This is a genomic window from Clostridium sp. DL1XJH146 (assembly GCF_054819755.1).
On the sequence record NZ_JBTVVN010000022.1, the window covers coordinates 35,683 to 50,954 of the forward strand.

General features: G+C 29.0%; 13 protein-coding genes and 1 riboswitch. Of the genes, 2 read left to right on the forward strand and 11 right to left on the reverse strand.

The genetic code is table 11. The annotated features are described in order from the left end of the window. Positions 1–41: 41 nt before the first annotated feature. Positions 42–728 carry a S24 family peptidase gene (locus ACVHXK_RS11605; RefSeq protein ID WP_461206563.1) on the forward strand — a complete coding sequence of 229 codons (687 nt, stop codon included), beginning with the start codon at positions 42–44 and terminating at the stop codon, positions 726–728. Between the two features lie 89 nt (positions 729–817). Here the strand turns inward: ACVHXK_RS11605 and ACVHXK_RS11610 are convergent, their stop codons facing one another. From ACVHXK_RS11610 to ACVHXK_RS11625, 4 genes are all read right to left on the reverse strand, one after another. Continuing rightward, positions 818–1,567: an ABC transporter ATP-binding protein gene (locus ACVHXK_RS11610; protein WP_461206564.1), complete on the reverse strand. Its 750-nt coding sequence runs from the start codon at positions 1,565–1,567 to the stop codon at positions 818–820. Further along, positions 1,545–2,597, reverse strand: a complete 1,053-nt coding sequence (locus tag ACVHXK_RS11615) for an ABC transporter substrate-binding protein (RefSeq protein WP_461206565.1) — start codon at positions 2,595–2,597, stop codon at positions 1,545–1,547. Before ACVHXK_RS11615 ends, ACVHXK_RS11610 begins: the two co-directional genes overlap by 23 nt. A gap of 231 nt (positions 2,598–2,828) precedes the next feature. Then, positions 2,829–3,596 carry an ABC transporter permease gene (locus tag ACVHXK_RS11620; RefSeq protein ID WP_461206566.1) on the reverse strand — a complete coding sequence of 256 codons (768 nt, stop codon included), beginning with the start codon at positions 3,594–3,596 and terminating at the stop codon, positions 2,829–2,831. Then, positions 3,571–3,858 (reverse strand): MTH1187 family thiamine-binding protein, encoded by a 288-nt coding sequence (locus tag ACVHXK_RS11625; protein ID WP_461206567.1) that lies wholly within the window; start codon positions 3,856–3,858, stop codon positions 3,571–3,573. The genes ACVHXK_RS11620 and ACVHXK_RS11625 overlap by 26 nt, the downstream gene beginning before the upstream one ends. Positions 3,859–3,986: 128 nt before the next feature. After that, positions 3,987–4,094, reverse strand: a riboswitch (TPP riboswitch). Positions 4,095–4,297: 203 nt separating this feature from the next. Between ACVHXK_RS11625 and ACVHXK_RS11630 the strand changes: the two genes are divergently transcribed. Then, positions 4,298–5,671 carry a sensor domain-containing diguanylate cyclase gene (locus ACVHXK_RS11630; protein ID WP_461206568.1) on the forward strand — a complete coding sequence of 458 codons (1,374 nt, stop codon included), beginning with the start codon at positions 4,298–4,300 and terminating at the stop codon, positions 5,669–5,671. Between the two features lie 90 nt (positions 5,672–5,761). Here the strand turns inward: ACVHXK_RS11630 and mmsB are convergent, their stop codons facing one another. The 7 genes from mmsB to ACVHXK_RS11665 all read right to left on the reverse strand — a co-directional run bounded on the left by mmsB (position 5,762) and on the right by ACVHXK_RS11665 (position 15,172). Beyond that, a complete protein-coding gene (gene mmsB / locus ACVHXK_RS11635) occupies positions 5,762–6,937 on the reverse strand; it encodes a multiple monosaccharide ABC transporter permease (RefSeq protein WP_461206569.1) in 1,176 nt (391 codons plus the stop codon). Positions 6,938–6,951: 14 nt separating this feature from the next. Then, positions 6,952–8,499 carry a multiple monosaccharide ABC transporter ATP-binding protein gene (gene mmsA / locus ACVHXK_RS11640; RefSeq protein ID WP_461206570.1) on the reverse strand — a complete coding sequence of 516 codons (1,548 nt, stop codon included), beginning with the start codon at positions 8,497–8,499 and terminating at the stop codon, positions 6,952–6,954. A 97-nt stretch (positions 8,500–8,596) separates the two neighbouring features. Beyond that, positions 8,597–9,724: a multiple monosaccharide ABC transporter substrate-binding protein gene (gene chvE, locus ACVHXK_RS11645; RefSeq protein WP_461206571.1), complete on the reverse strand. Its 1,128-nt coding sequence runs from the start codon at positions 9,722–9,724 to the stop codon at positions 8,597–8,599. A gap of 235 nt (positions 9,725–9,959) precedes the next feature. Next, a complete protein-coding gene (locus ACVHXK_RS11650; protein ID WP_461206572.1) occupies positions 9,960–11,030 on the reverse strand; it encodes a substrate-binding domain-containing protein in 1,071 nt (356 codons plus the stop codon). Between the two features lie 14 nt (positions 11,031–11,044). Then, on the reverse strand, positions 11,045–12,637 hold the full coding sequence (locus tag ACVHXK_RS11655; RefSeq protein ID WP_461206573.1) for a response regulator transcription factor: 1,593 nt from the start codon (positions 12,635–12,637) through the stop codon (positions 11,045–11,047). Beyond that, complete coding sequence (locus tag ACVHXK_RS11660; protein ID WP_461206574.1) at positions 12,634–14,163, reverse strand: sensor histidine kinase; 1,530 nt, start codon at positions 14,161–14,163, stop codon at positions 12,634–12,636. Before ACVHXK_RS11660 ends, ACVHXK_RS11655 begins: the two co-directional genes overlap by 4 nt. Beyond that, a complete protein-coding gene (locus tag ACVHXK_RS11665) occupies positions 14,156–15,172 on the reverse strand; it encodes a sugar ABC transporter substrate-binding protein (RefSeq protein WP_461206575.1) in 1,017 nt (338 codons plus the stop codon). The genes ACVHXK_RS11660 and ACVHXK_RS11665 overlap by 8 nt, the downstream gene beginning before the upstream one ends. Positions 15,173–15,272 lie beyond the last annotated feature (100 nt).

Sequence of the window (15,272 nt, forward strand, 5' to 3'; positions counted from 1 at the left end):
TTCTAGAAGTGGTGGTACTTCACGAGCTAAGGAGTGTTTGTATGAGTCGACTTGGTGATCAGTTAAGAAAAGCTAGATTAGATTCTAAAATGAGTGAAAAAGCACTGGCAAAAAAAATCGGTGCTTCTGAAAAATTCATTAAAGAAGTAGAGTCTGGTAAAAAAGTTATAAATGAACAAATGATAGATAAAATCTCAAAAATATTAGGTAAAAATCTAAACGATATTTCCCTAGATTTTGAAGATGAAGCACCAACAGATAGAGTACCAGTAAATAGAGCAAAAAAAGTTGAAAGCCCAAATGTAGCCTTAGGGAAAGTTCAAGATGTATGGAATGATGCTTTTAGTTCTGTTCTAAAATCTGTACCTATATATGATTATTCTTTAAATAACATATTAGGGAAAAAGCAATTACCTGTTGAATCTAATAAGATAGAAGGTCATGCTAAAGATAAAGTCCTATATTTAAAGGTACTAGATGATGACATGATTGGTTTTAGGATAAACAAAAACGATATCGCTTTTGGAGTTATTACAAACCAAATTTTCAATAATTCAATTTGTTTAATTCAAAAGGGAAATGAAAGATACATAAGGCAAATTAAAAAATTAAACAATAATCAAATTCTTTTAGTAAGTAATAAAGGAAGTTTACGAACTGAAACTGTAACTGATAAAGAAATACAAGTTTTAGTTAAATTAGAGAGACTAGAAATTAGTTTAATTTAACAAAACTTTAAAGTTATTTTATTTTAATAAAATGATTTTAATTTAAAAGAAAAAGAATTTCCACGAAGGAAATTCTTTTTCTTTTAAGTTTATAAAGCAAGAAGTATTTTTTTCTTAATTTCGTTAAACTCTGGAGTTGTGACAATATCCTTGCTCATTCTATTTGATAGATTTACTTTTATTTCAGCTTTTATTTTTGCTGGTTTATCTGAAAGAATATAAATTCTGTCAGATAAAAAAATTGCTTCTTCTATGTCGTGAGTTATAAAAAGAACTGTAGATTTATACTTTTCAAGCACATCTAATAACCAAAAATGCATCTTAGATCTAGTTATAGCATCTAATGCTCCAAAAGGCTCATCTAGCAGCATCATATCATTTGAGAAAAGATATGTTCTAAGTAAGGCTGCTCTTTGCCTCATACCTCCAGATAATTGACTAGGATAACTCTCTTCAAAACCTTCTAATCCAAAAGTTTCAAAATATCCTACAGCCTCTTCTTTTGCTTGCTTTTTATTTTTCCCTTTTAACACAAGAGGCATAGAAACATTTTCAAGAATATTATTCCAAGGAAGGAGAAGGTCCTTTTGATACATATAACTGACCTTACCAACTTTTCCTGTAAAATTTTCACCATCAATGATTACTTTACCTTCGTCTGCCTTTAGTAATCCTGCAATCATATTAAAAATTGTACTCTTCCCACTTCCACTAGGACCAAGTAAACTTACAAATTCATTATCATTAACATAGAATGATACATCATCTACAATTTTCAAATCACCAAAGCTTTTCTTTAGATTCTTAGCCTCCAGTTTATTTTGCTGGTAAGAATTCATTTGTATAAGCCTCTTCTGCTTTCAAGTCTTTAGGAATTAATTCCTTTTCAACCATAAAAGTTGTATAGTTGTTCCAAACTTCATCCTTCATTTCACCCCATCTTGATGCATCAGCTTGATATTTATCTGCTAACCATTCTTGACTTGCCTTAACTAATTCTGTATCTAATTCAGGAGCATATTTCACAAGAATTTGTCCTGCTTCCTCTGGTTTTTCTATACAATACTCATATCCTTTTGTAGTAGCTCTCATAAACTTCTCTGCTAACTCTGGATTATTTTTTATTATGTCATTATTAGTAATAATAAGTGGTGTATAGTAATCTAATCTACTATCTAATTTTGCTATATCTATATAGTTAAGATCAAAACCTGTTAATTCTGCTTGAACTCCGTCCCAACCATAAAAAATCCATTGGAAATCAGTGCTATTTTTAGTTGAAGTGAAAAAATCTTCTGCCCCTACATCAGCTATTGTAAGTTTATCTATGTTTGCTCCTTCTTCTTCCATTAAAGCTGTTAATACTGCTACCTCTGATGGAGTTCCCCAACCACCATAAATTTTACCTTCAAAATCTTTTGGTGATTTAATATTTTTCTCTTTTGGAGATGCAAAACCGGATGTATTGTGTTGCAGTATAGTTCCTATAGCCTTTATTGGTAATGGATTATCAGCAGTCAAAGCATATGTAACTTCTTCTTGATAAGAAACAGCAAATTGTCCTTGACCTGCAGCAATTAAACTTGCTGCTGTACCTTCTGATGGCTGAATTATTTCAACTTCAAGGCCCTCTTCTTCATAATATCCTAAATCTAATGCTGCATATAATCCTGTGTGGTTCGTATTAGGAACCCAATCCAAAATAACCGTAACCTTTTCTAATTCTTCAGTCTTCTCATCTTCAGCTGTAGTTTCGTTATTAGTTACCTCTTTATTAGTGTTATTCTCTTCAGCATTATTGCCAGCACATCCAGCAAATACTCCCATTACTAATAATAAAGATGTTAAAATTGATACTAATTTTTTCATAATAAACCCCTTTCTTTTTTTGTTCTAATTTAAAGTACTGTTTATTTAAATAGTTTTGTTATCATAAAAATTTCTATTTTTATAATAGTGTGCAATGTGCAGAGTACAATAAATGATCATTTCCTCATTCTTCGTTCATATTTTAATTAAATATTCGATTTTGCGTAGCAAAATCATCCTCAATTGTGCATTGTGCATTGTGCATTGTGCATTGTGCATTGTGCATTGCAATTATATATTCTCTTTCCTACTCCATGGCATAAATAAATACTGCAATAAGTATATTATACCGAATAAAGTCATACTCAATACAACTATAATAATAACTACTGCAAAAACCTTATCTATAGCAAAACTTTTTCTAAGCCTTAACATATAAAGTCCAAGTCCATTATATCCACCTAGCCATTCTCCAATAACCGCTCCCATTATGCTATAGGTTGCAGCTATTCTTAGCCCTGAAAAAAAATTAGTAAGAGACGCTGGGAATTTAACTTTTTTGAAAATCTGTACTTTTGATGCTCCCATTGATTTTAGTAAATTCACCATATCTTTATCAACGGAATCTAGCCCATCCATAAGACTTATTAATATAGGAAAAAAACAAACTAATACAACTACAATAACTTTAGGTAACAATCCAAGCCCAAACCAGATTCCAAAAAGCGGTGCTAATACAATTACTGGTACGGTTTGAGAAATAACTAAAATAGGATATATAATATCTCTAACCGTTTTGAATTGGTCCATAAACACAGCAAGAATTAAAGATAATACTATAGCTATTCCAAAACCAAGCATAGCTTCTCTTAAAGTTATTATTAAATGTATATTTACCTCTGGAAACATGTTTATCAAAGCTTGTATTACATCCGTTGGTGAAGGTAGTGAATACCTTTCAATTACTCCATTATCCACAACAAGCTGCCATATAAAAATTAATAATAATTGAAAGAATAATGATATTGCAATTCTACCTATATTTATACGTTTTTTCATCCATTGTCACACCTTCTGGCTTGTAGTCTATCTTAATCACTGATACAACTCTAGCTGCACCTTCTTCTACACATATCTCATGTGCTCTTTTTACTATTTTCATGAGTTCGTCATAATCGCCTTCCATTGTAGTTTCCATTGCGCCTACTTCATGTTTTACTCCTGTTGATTGTATGTATTCCAACACTTTATCAACTACTGGATAAATCTGTTCCTCTAGAACAACTGGTAATACTTGAAGACTTACGTTTACATTTAACATTTCCAACTCCCCCTTATCAAATTTTATTTTATTCTTTAAATTAATATATTTAACTAAATAAAGTAATCCACCAAACAAAACCCTTTGCCAATTATGACAAAGGGTTGTATATATTTCTAACTACTAATTCTAGAATTATCTACTTTCCCTACGCCAGCATTACCTGGATCAGGTTAAAGGGTCAGAACTAAATGTTCTATCTCAGCCAAAAATATTAGCACCCCATCAATACTATTCTTTTCATTTCACGTTTATAATAACTCTATTAATTGTTTATGTCAACTAAAGAACCTTCATATGAATTAGCAAACAAGATATACTCAGAATGTAGTAACTAGCATATATTATTTACTTTTCAAAATAGCAATGCTATAATTGGGTTATCAAATTTTGTTATTATTTTATCATAATACTAATCATAAGAAATGAGGTTACTAATATGTTTCGTATAACCCGTAAAGTATTTGTTGATTTAGCTATTTGCATGATTGGTTTTGGTATTTTAATAGGTCTGCTATTCCCATTTTTCCTTCTGTTTGCAAAAATTCCTTCTAACATAGTTTTCACACCACAATTTTTTTTGTTATGTATTAGTGCAGGACTAATTGTAGGTACTATAAATATTATCCTAGCTAGATTTATTATAGGCGACCGATTGAAATTACTCACTAATAGAATGAGTAGTATTGAAAAAAGTTTAAAAGAATCAACTTCGATTAACGAAATATTAGATAATAAATTAGATAGCTATTTTGTAGAAATATACTCTGAAGATGAATTAGGAATTACTGCCAAAGCATTTAATAATCTTGTTGAAACTCTATATGTTTCTCTTAAAAGAGAAAAGGATATCAGCAAATATACCGAACTGCTTACAAGTAATTTAGACATAGATACTTTATCAAAAGAGGCTCTTTTGCAACTTATCGCTATGTCTAAAGCGGAATCAGGCGCAATTTTATTAGAATCAAAGTGTACACTGAAATTACTCAATTCTATAGGCATGAATAATACAAAACAAATTCTTACCAATGAATTTTTTTTGAATATATACAAAAAAAATAAACACTTTAATCCACATATTTCTAATATATCTCTAATAAATACTGAACTAGAACAGTTTAACTTAAAAGAATTAATTATTGAACCAATTGAGTATAAGCAAAAACAGATTGGTGCCATTATTTTATTAACCAAAGGTACATTTTCAAAGATATCAAAAGATAGTTTACATCTTTATAGTCAAAACTTAGCCTTAGCATTAAATAATGCATTAATTCATAATAAATATATGCAACTAGCTTCAAAAGATAGTTTGACTAAATCATTTAACCGTGGTTTTGGTATGAAATTACTAACAGAAGAATTTGTTCACGCAAAAAAATCAGAATATCCCCTAATAATTTTAATGTTTGATGTGGATAATTTTAAAAATATTAATGATACATATGGACATTCTGTGGGTGATATAGTACTCTGTGAAATCTCTAAAATAGTCTATTCTGTTTTGAGAGAGGATGATATCTTTTTTAGGTATGGCGGCGAGGAATTCATTGCAGTTTTAAAAAATATATCAATCATAAATTCCTATAAGATAGCTGAACGTATAAGAACACTTATTGAAGAAAAATCCAAAAACTTTTGTAAGAGAAAAATAACTATTAGTATTGGTATTTCTTCTCTCAATGACCATAATATAAACTCTACACAACAACTAATTGTATGTGCTGACAGGGCTCTATACTACGCGAAAAATTCCGGACGAAATAAAGTAGTTATATATAATGAGTCTCTACCAACATTGACCTCCTAAAAAACTTATGCTATTAAATTATATAAAATTCTTTTCTCTAAATAAAAACACTAGAAAAAATTTTTTCTAGTGTTTTTTATTAAAAATAATTCAATTAGCTTTTGATTTAGATTTTGAGTATACATCAAATGCAACTGCTGCTAATAATACAAGTCCCTTTACTATACTTTGCCAGAAAGTACTAACACCCATAATAGACATACCGTTATTTAATATACCCATTATAAGTCCACCAACCATAGCTCCAGCAACAGTTCCTACCCCTCCTGTAGCTGATGCACCCCCAATAAAGCAAGCTGCTATAGCATCTAATTCAAAACCTTGTCCTGCAACCGGTGAGGCTGAATTCAATCTACCGGCAAAAACTATACCTGCAACAGCTGCGAGTAAACCCATATTAGCATAAACCAAGAATAACACTTTTTTAGTTTTTATTCCTGATAATTCAGCTGTTCTAGCATTACCACCTAAAGCATATATATGTCTACCAGCTACTGTTTTATTTGTAATAAACGAATAAATAATTATTAGTATTCCTAAGATTATAACAATATACGGTAAACCCTCAGCACGTGCTAACCATACTGTAAATAAATTAATAACTATAACAAGCACTGAAACTTGTAATATAAAATTTCTTGTTGAAGATACCTTAAATTTATACTTTAACTGATTTTTTCTATTCATATACTTTATTCCAGCAAATATTAGTGAACATATAACTCCAACTACTATCGTTGTTATATGAATTTTGCTATCCGCACCACCTATAAAATCTGGCAGTGTACCTGATGCGACTGTTACATAAAACTGTGGCAAAGCAATAGTCTCTCCATTTAATATTAAATTGTTAATACCTCTAAAGACAAGCATACCTGCCAATGTTACAATAAATGAAGGAATTTTCATATATGCAATCCAATATCCTTGCCACATACCAGCTAGAATACCACATGCTAATGATAATAAAATAGCTATTCCTACAGGCATACTCATTTTAACACTAAACAGAGCTGAAGTTGCACTTACAAAAGCAATAACAGAACCTACTGAAAGGTCTATATTGCCTCCTGTTAAAATACATAAAACCATACCTATCGCTAGAATTAATATATAACTATTTTGCATAATTAATCTTTGAACATTAATAGGTTTTAATAAGGTTCCTTCTGTAAGAAATTGGAACAACGCCATAATAGCTATAAGTGCTACTACCATAGCATATTGTTTTATATTTTGATTTAGTTTGTTCTTACTATTTTCCATACCCACTATCCCCTCTATATAACTTTCTCTTTATTTGTACTTTGAATAATACATTTCATTATACTCTCTTGACTAGCATCTTTAATTGGCATTTCTCCAACAAATTGACCTTCATTCATAATATATACCCGATCACAAATCCCTAGAATTTCGGGCATTTCAGATGATATAACTACAACACTCTTACCATTATTTGCTAATTCATTAATAATCGTATAAATTTCATATTTTGCTCCTACATCTATACCTCTTGTAGGCTCATCTAAAAATAATACATCTGGCTCCGAAAATAACCATTTAGCAATAATAACCTTTTGCTGATTTCCGCCTGATAAATCTCCTGTTTTCTGCAAAATACTAGAAGATTTAATTCTTAATTTTTCTCTATAATCTTCTACTACTTTTATTTCCTTATTCATATTTACTACACCTTTTTTGCTAATACTCCCTAGGTTTGCAAGTGTAATATTTCTCCTAATATCATCCATAAGAACAAGTCCTGCACCTTTTCTATCTTCTGTTAAATATGCTAAACCTTCATTAATCGCGTCACTGACATTATGAAGTTCTATTTCTTTCCCATTTTTTATAATAGTTCCTGTTATTTTCTTTCCATACGCATGTCCAAATACGCTCATGGCAAGTTCTGTTCTACCTGCCCCCATCAAACCTGAAATACCAACAATTTCACCTTTTCTAACATTAAAATTAACATTTTTAATTCTTAATTTATCTTCATCTAACGGATCATAAACATTCCAATTTTTAACTTCAAAGTTTATATCACCAATTTTAGGTTCACGTTTTGGATATCTATCTACTAATTCTCTTCCAACCATACCTTTTATAATTCTATTTTCAGTTATATCATCTTTTTCTTTGTTTAAAGTTTCTATAGTAGCTCCATCACGCAATACAGTAATTTCATCTGCTACTTTTGTAACTTCATTCAATTTATGTGAAATAATAATGCATGTAATTCCTTGTTCTTTATTTAACTCTAATAGTAATTCTAATAAGTTATCAGAATCCTCATCATTCAAAGCAGCTGTAGGCTCATCTAAAATTAACAATTTAACATCTTTTCCTAATGCTTTAGCTATTTCTACTAACTGTTGATGACCCACCCCTATATCTTTAACTAATGCATCATGGCGAATATTAAGACCTACTTTTTTCATGATTTTAATAGCCTTTTCATTAGTCTTATGCCAATCAATTATTCCATTTTTTTGTTGCTCATTTCCTAAAAATATATTTTCAGCCACTGTTAAATATGGACTTAACGCTAATTCCTGATGAATAATGACAATACCCTTTTCTTCACTATTCCCAATATTTTGAAATTTACAAACATTTTCTTCATATACAATATCACCTGTATACTCGCCATAGGGATGTATACCACTGAGCACTTTCATAAGTGTTGATTTCCCAGCACCATTTTCACCTACTAGTGCATGTATTTGTCCCCTTTTAACCTTGAAATTAACATTATCCAATGCTTTTACTCCCGGAAATTCTTTTGTAATATTTCTCATTTCAAGAATATTATTAGACATATCACATACTCCTTCAATTTAAATTATATGCTGTGATAGAAATCTATCACAGCATATACTCTATTTGTATAAAATGTTTAGTAAAAAATGACTTAAATTATTTTATATCATCTTCACTATAATATCCTGAATCTATTAGTATTTCTTTATAATTATCTTTATCAGCAAAAACAGGTTCACACAAATATGATGGAACAACTTTAACACCATTATCATATGTTTCAGTATCATTAACAGGAACTTCTTCGCCATTAACTATTGCTTGTACCATTTCAACAACTTTATCAGCTAAAGTTCTTGTATCTTTAAAAATTGACATTGATTGTTCTCCAGCAATTAACATTTTAACATTTGTTTTATCACAATCTTGTCCAGTCAATACTGGGAATGGTTTATCAGCTGAGCCATATCCAGCTGCTTTTAATGAAGCTACTATACCTTGAGCTAAACTATCATTAGGTGATAATACTACATCTACGTTTTTATCAGCATAATTAGCTGTTAATAAATTATCCATTCTTGCTTGAGCACCTTCTGGTTTCCAATCTTGAATAGCTATTTGCTCCATTTCAGTTTGTCCTGAATTAATTACTAATTTACCTTCATCTATAAAAGGTTGTAATGTATCCATTGCTCCTGAATTAAAGAAATATGCATTGTTATCATCCGGGGATCCACCGAATACTTCCATATTGAATGGTCCAGCTGCATTTTCAAGGTCAAGTGCTTTAACTATATACTCGCCTTGGATTTGTCCTACTAGATAATTATCAAATGTAGCATAGTAGTCAACATTTTCAGAATCTCTTATCAAACGATCATAAGCAATTATTTTTATGCCTTCTTTACCTGCTTGCTCTAAAACACCTTTTAATGCTGTACCATCGATTGAAGCTACAACAATTACTCCGCAACCTTTAGTAATCATATTTTCAACTTGTGACACTTGCTGCTCAACTTTGTTGTCTGCATATTCTAAAACTACTTCATAGCCTGCTTCTTCAAGTTTAGCTTTCATATTTGATCCGTCTTGATTCCAACGTTGTAATGATTTTGTAGGCATAGCAACACCTATCATACTTACTTCTTCTGCTGAGTTTGCATCTGCATTCGCATTTGCATTTTCCCCTGCATTAGAATTAGCATTTCCATTTGAACATCCAACGCCTACAAATACTGTTAAAACAAGCATACCTACTAATAATAAAGATGTGATTCTTTTCATTTAAAAACCCCCTATCAAAATTTAAGTACAATTACATTATAGCTGCGTGTAAACGTTTCTAAAATGGAATAAATTTGTACTTTTCTTAATTATATTATCTTATTATTCTTTTATGAAAAAAAGCTGTAAAATATTAATATTAATATTTTACAGCTGTTTAATATAATTTTATAAACGTATCTTTTGTTTACACAAATACAATACGCATTTTAGATTTTTCTCTATCTTTTTATTATTACTCTTTGTTATTTCTATAGATATCTTCTTCACTATGGAAAAGGTCTGCAACAACCGTTTCCTTCATATTATTTGCATCAACAGGAATTACATCAAATTTTACATAAGGCACCTCATATGTACCATCGTATATTGTTTCATTATACTCTAATTGTCTATTTTCCAACAATTCTACAGCTACATCAATAGTACCTTCTGCTAAATTTTTAATAGGTTTATAAACAGTCATTAATTGCTTATGCTCTACAATTTTTTGGCAAGCACTTATATCAGCATCATGTCCAACCACTGGTACTTCCCCCGCTAAACCGTATTCAGATAATATACTTATAGCTCCTTCTGCTAATCTATCATTAGCACCAATAATAGCATCTATTTCAACGCCTTCTTTTAACAAATCACTTATAGTATCATATGCAAATTCTTCTCTCCAATTTTCTGCCCAAACTTCTTTAACTATCTTTATATCTCCATTTAAAATATATGGGTCCAAAATATTATAGTATCCTTTTGTAAACATTAAAGAATTATTGTCTTTTGGTGAACCATTAATAATTACATAGTTACCCTTTGGTACTTTATCAACAAGTGCTTTAGCCATATATTCTCCTACAGCTATATTATCAAATGAAACATAGGCATCTACATTTGCATTCATTATAAGTCTATCATAAGCTATTACAATTACACCTTTTCTCTTAGCTTCTTTTACCACATCTTGTAATGTGTTTTTATCATATGCAATAATAATTATTACCTCTGCTCCTTCTTCAACAAGAGACTTTATTTGATTTTCCTGCTTCTTTGCATCTTCATATGCATTCAATACCTCAACTCTATAATTCAATTCTTCTGCTTTGCTCTTTAGAATATCAACATCCTTTTGCCATCTCTCAATGACCATTCCATCAATACTAATACCTATCATAGTCCTATCATCTTCTGTATCTGCCTTTACCAATTCATTTTTATTATCTTTAAAAAACTTTAATCCTATAACTGATATTAATATTATTAAAATAATTATGCTAGTAATAGTAAGTCTCCTTTTGTTTTTAAGTTGATTCATATTCAAACATCCCCTTAATGAAATTCTTTTGGTGAAACCCCTACTATCCTTTTAAATAGCCTACTAAAATAATTCGGATCATTATAGCCTATCTTAAAGCAAATTTCTTTTATAGATAGATTATCCTCATTTAACATTTTTTTAGCTTGTTCAATTCGAACTCTCGTCAAATAATCAATAAAATTCACACCAAGTTCTTCCTTGAAAACCTTACAAAAATATTGTGGACTAATAGCAACAACATCAGCTACATCCTTTAAGTGAAGCTCTTTATTATAATTATTTTTAATATACTCTACTGCTTCTAATATTTCATTAGAGACTTTATTTTCTTTCTCTAAATTTATTTCTTTAGCTATTTTTTTTGCTTTTATAATACACCTATTCTTCAAATTATAATATTCTTTTATTTGTTTTAATTCATCAATATAAGATAAATCAGCATATTCTTCTATTATTAATCCATGTCTGTATGCAACCATATTGATTAAAACCATTAACTCAATTACAATATTTTTAACAATATCTTCACACTCTTTATGCTGCCCATAAAGCTTATCAAAAAAATCTTTCATCTTCATATCTACTTCATGAACATTTCCTTCTTTAATCTTTTTAATAATAATATCTTCTTCATTCTTAATTTCAATAAGATTATACGAATTTTCCAGTTTTACATTATTCACTAAATCTTTTATATGCATAACTTTTTTATCAGCAGTTTCCCCTAACGCTTTAATTGCTTCAAAATAAGAATTATTAATTTCTTCATTTTTATAACAACTACCAATTCCAATAGATAAATCTGTTTCAATTATCTTAGCTAAACTTTTATGTATATTAATCGCTAATTCTAATGCCATTTCCTTTTGCTCATAAGAATTCTCTTCTTTATCTTCATATACAACAATACCTATACGATTAACTGAAATCATACCTACTACTGACTTACATTTATACTTAATAGAATCTCTTATTTTTTTATACAAAACACTATGCCCAATATTTATTTCATTTTTGACACTTTTAGTAATTATCTCTTTTTCAAATTCAATAACAATAAAATAACCATATTCTTTTTCTATATCCAATAAATTTCTATAATCACAAGCTTGTTGTCGATAATTACAATCCATCAAAATTGAATAAACATAACCATCCTCTAATGCAGGTGCCATCATATATAATTTTTCTTGAATATCCATCTCTTTATTTTTATTTTTTTTCTCATCCTCAATTTCTGTAATGATTTTATTCAGCACATTCTTTAGTTTGTCCCTATTAATAGGTTTTAATATGTAATCATTTACTCCTAATTCCAAAGCTTGTTTTGCATATTCAAATTGTTCATACGCTGATATAATAACACCCCTTACATGCGGATTAATATGTCTTATTTGTTTAATAGCTTCTATACCGTTAATACCAGGCATTTGAATATCCATTAAAATAATAGATGGTCTTTCTTCTTCAAATAATTCAATAGCTTCTCTTCCTGATTTTGCTATAGCAACCACTTTGAGTATTCCTGAAAATTCTTTGTCTATAATAAATTTAATGCCTTGTCTTACAATTTGTTCATCATCAACAATCATTATTTTTATCATTCTATATCCCCCTTGTAATGTGGAATTGAAATAATTACTTTAGTTCCTTTGTTTTCAATACTTGCAATCTCAACAAGTCCCTTACACTTATAAAATAATTCCAATCTATCTATTACATTTTTCATTCCAATTTTAGGAGATTCACCTGTTGATTTTTTGTTTAATTTTTCTGATTTATTTTCACATTCTTTAGACTCTAAAATCTCTTTTATTATATCCTCTGTCATACCAACTCCATTATCCTCTACGACTATTATTGTTTTAGAAAATTCATTTAAAACACTAATGTAAACATCTCCCCCGTCTTCTTTCTTACTTAATCCGTGAATATAAGCATTTTCTACAAGTGGTTGCATAATTAATGGTGGCATCCTATAGTCAACTTCACTCTCTTCAATTTTAAAATGAAATTGAATTAAATCTCCAAAACGAACTTTTAACAATTCATAGTAATCTTTAACATTTTGTACTTCTTGAGTTATAGTAACTTCTGAATCTATTTGTTTAATATTATATCTATAGACTCGCGACATATTTTCTAAAAATTCACTAGTTCTGTCTGCTCTTTCAATCATTGCTAATTGTACCGCAGCATTTATTGTATTAAATAGAAAATGAGGATTCATTTGTGATTGCAAAGCGTATAGCCTTGCATTATTTAAAAGACTTTCCATTTTAATGTTTTCCATTTCCTTATCTTTAAGCTTTGTTTCAGTGGCAGCTTTTTCTTTAAGTTGCTCAATATAAACATGTATGCTCTTTTTCATTTTGTTAAAAGCTATTGAAAGAATTTCAATCTCATCATTTGTTTTAACTACAACTTCTTCTGTTGTAAAATTACCTTTGGAAATATCTTCAGCTGAATGAGAAAGCTTAATCAATGGCCTTATCATTTTATTAGTAGTTTTATAGACAATTATAATAGCAAGCAAAATCAAATCAATAATTAATATAACATTCAAAAAATTAGCTGTCTCAATTTGTTTAGACATGTATGTATAATTCGTAGCATTTCTATAAAGTTGTCTATTATTCAATTCTGAAATATAATCCATTATATAGTTCATGGTATTTAAAATTTCATCATAAGTATTAGTATATGCCATTACATCAGTTTTTCTTTTTTCTGAAATAGCTTTCTCTGTTTCTAAAATATACTCATTTACCATATTTTCAATATCCATAAACATCAATTCTTCTTCTGTATAATTTTTTATTTCACCAGAAAGTTTTGTCGTATTTTTCTTTAATTTATCAGTATGCATCATATAATTATTTAAGCTATCAGAACTTTTAGTTGATAAATAAATTACTAATTCTTTATCAACTAAAGATAATTCATCTGAAATATCTTTAATAATAAGAGTTCTTACAAACATTGAATCAATTTGTTCCTTGTATTTATTGGTGATACTCAAAGAATATATACTTAAAATACTCATAAATATAATCATAATCATATAATAGGATATCATTTTTTTCTTAATTGTATTCATCTTAATTTTTTTTCTGATTTTACTAGTCACTTTTTTCACCCGTTTCATAGATATACATGTCCAAATTTTCTTTGGTAATTATCTCAACTGAAATATCATTATACATAGATACGAACTCTTCATCATTATACTTAACCATATTTTCTATTGCCTCGTACCCTAGTTTTTCATTATCAGCTATAATAGTTCCAGTTATTACCCCCTTATCAATGTAGTCTAATATTTCTTTTGAATAATCAAATCCAAAAACCATTACATCATCCATCTTATTAGTATCTTTCAACCCTTGAATGACCCCTAAAGTTTCTTCTCCACTAGAACATATAATTCCAATTAAATCTTCATATTTATTAATTATTTCCCTTGTTAGACCTTCTGCATTCAATATATTTTCACCTTTAATATCTACTTTCTCCGGTTTGATTATATATTTCTCTTCAAATTGGTCTTTTAATGCAATAACTTGATTATAATGATAAATTTGATCATTTTGGAGTACAACAATAGTACCTCCACTAATTTGTGATTTGTTTAATTCACTATTTAATAATTCACCAACTTTTAAACCAATTTGATATTCATTATAAGAAAAAAAGCTAACCTTTTCTTCAGATGGAATATCTGATGAAATAGTAATGACTGGAATATTATTATTGTTTGCTTCTTTAAAAACTTCTTCAAATCTATCATCATCAAAAGTTTGAATAATAACTCCATCCACTTTTGATTTTATAGCAATATCAAATTGCTTTAATATATTTTCCTCTTTCTGATCTCCTTTAAAACTCCAAATTTCCAAGGCAACAGAATAGTCTGTACTAGCTCTATCAATTCCTCTTTTAAATTCTTCAATATAACTAGAATCTGTACCATCTACAATTACCATAAACCTATATTTAGGAGGATGTAATCTATCAAAATGGGAATTATTTATAGTGATTTGGCTTAGTTTTGTGAAATTGAGTACACCTAATACTCCTATTCCTATTAATACTGTAATTAGTATTAATGTTATAATATTAATTAAACGTTTAATCATCCACATCATCCTTATTACTTTTTTTGTATTCTTATATATAATTGTAATATTTATCATTTTATTCTGCAACTATCCTTTATACATATGTTTAATTCTAGAT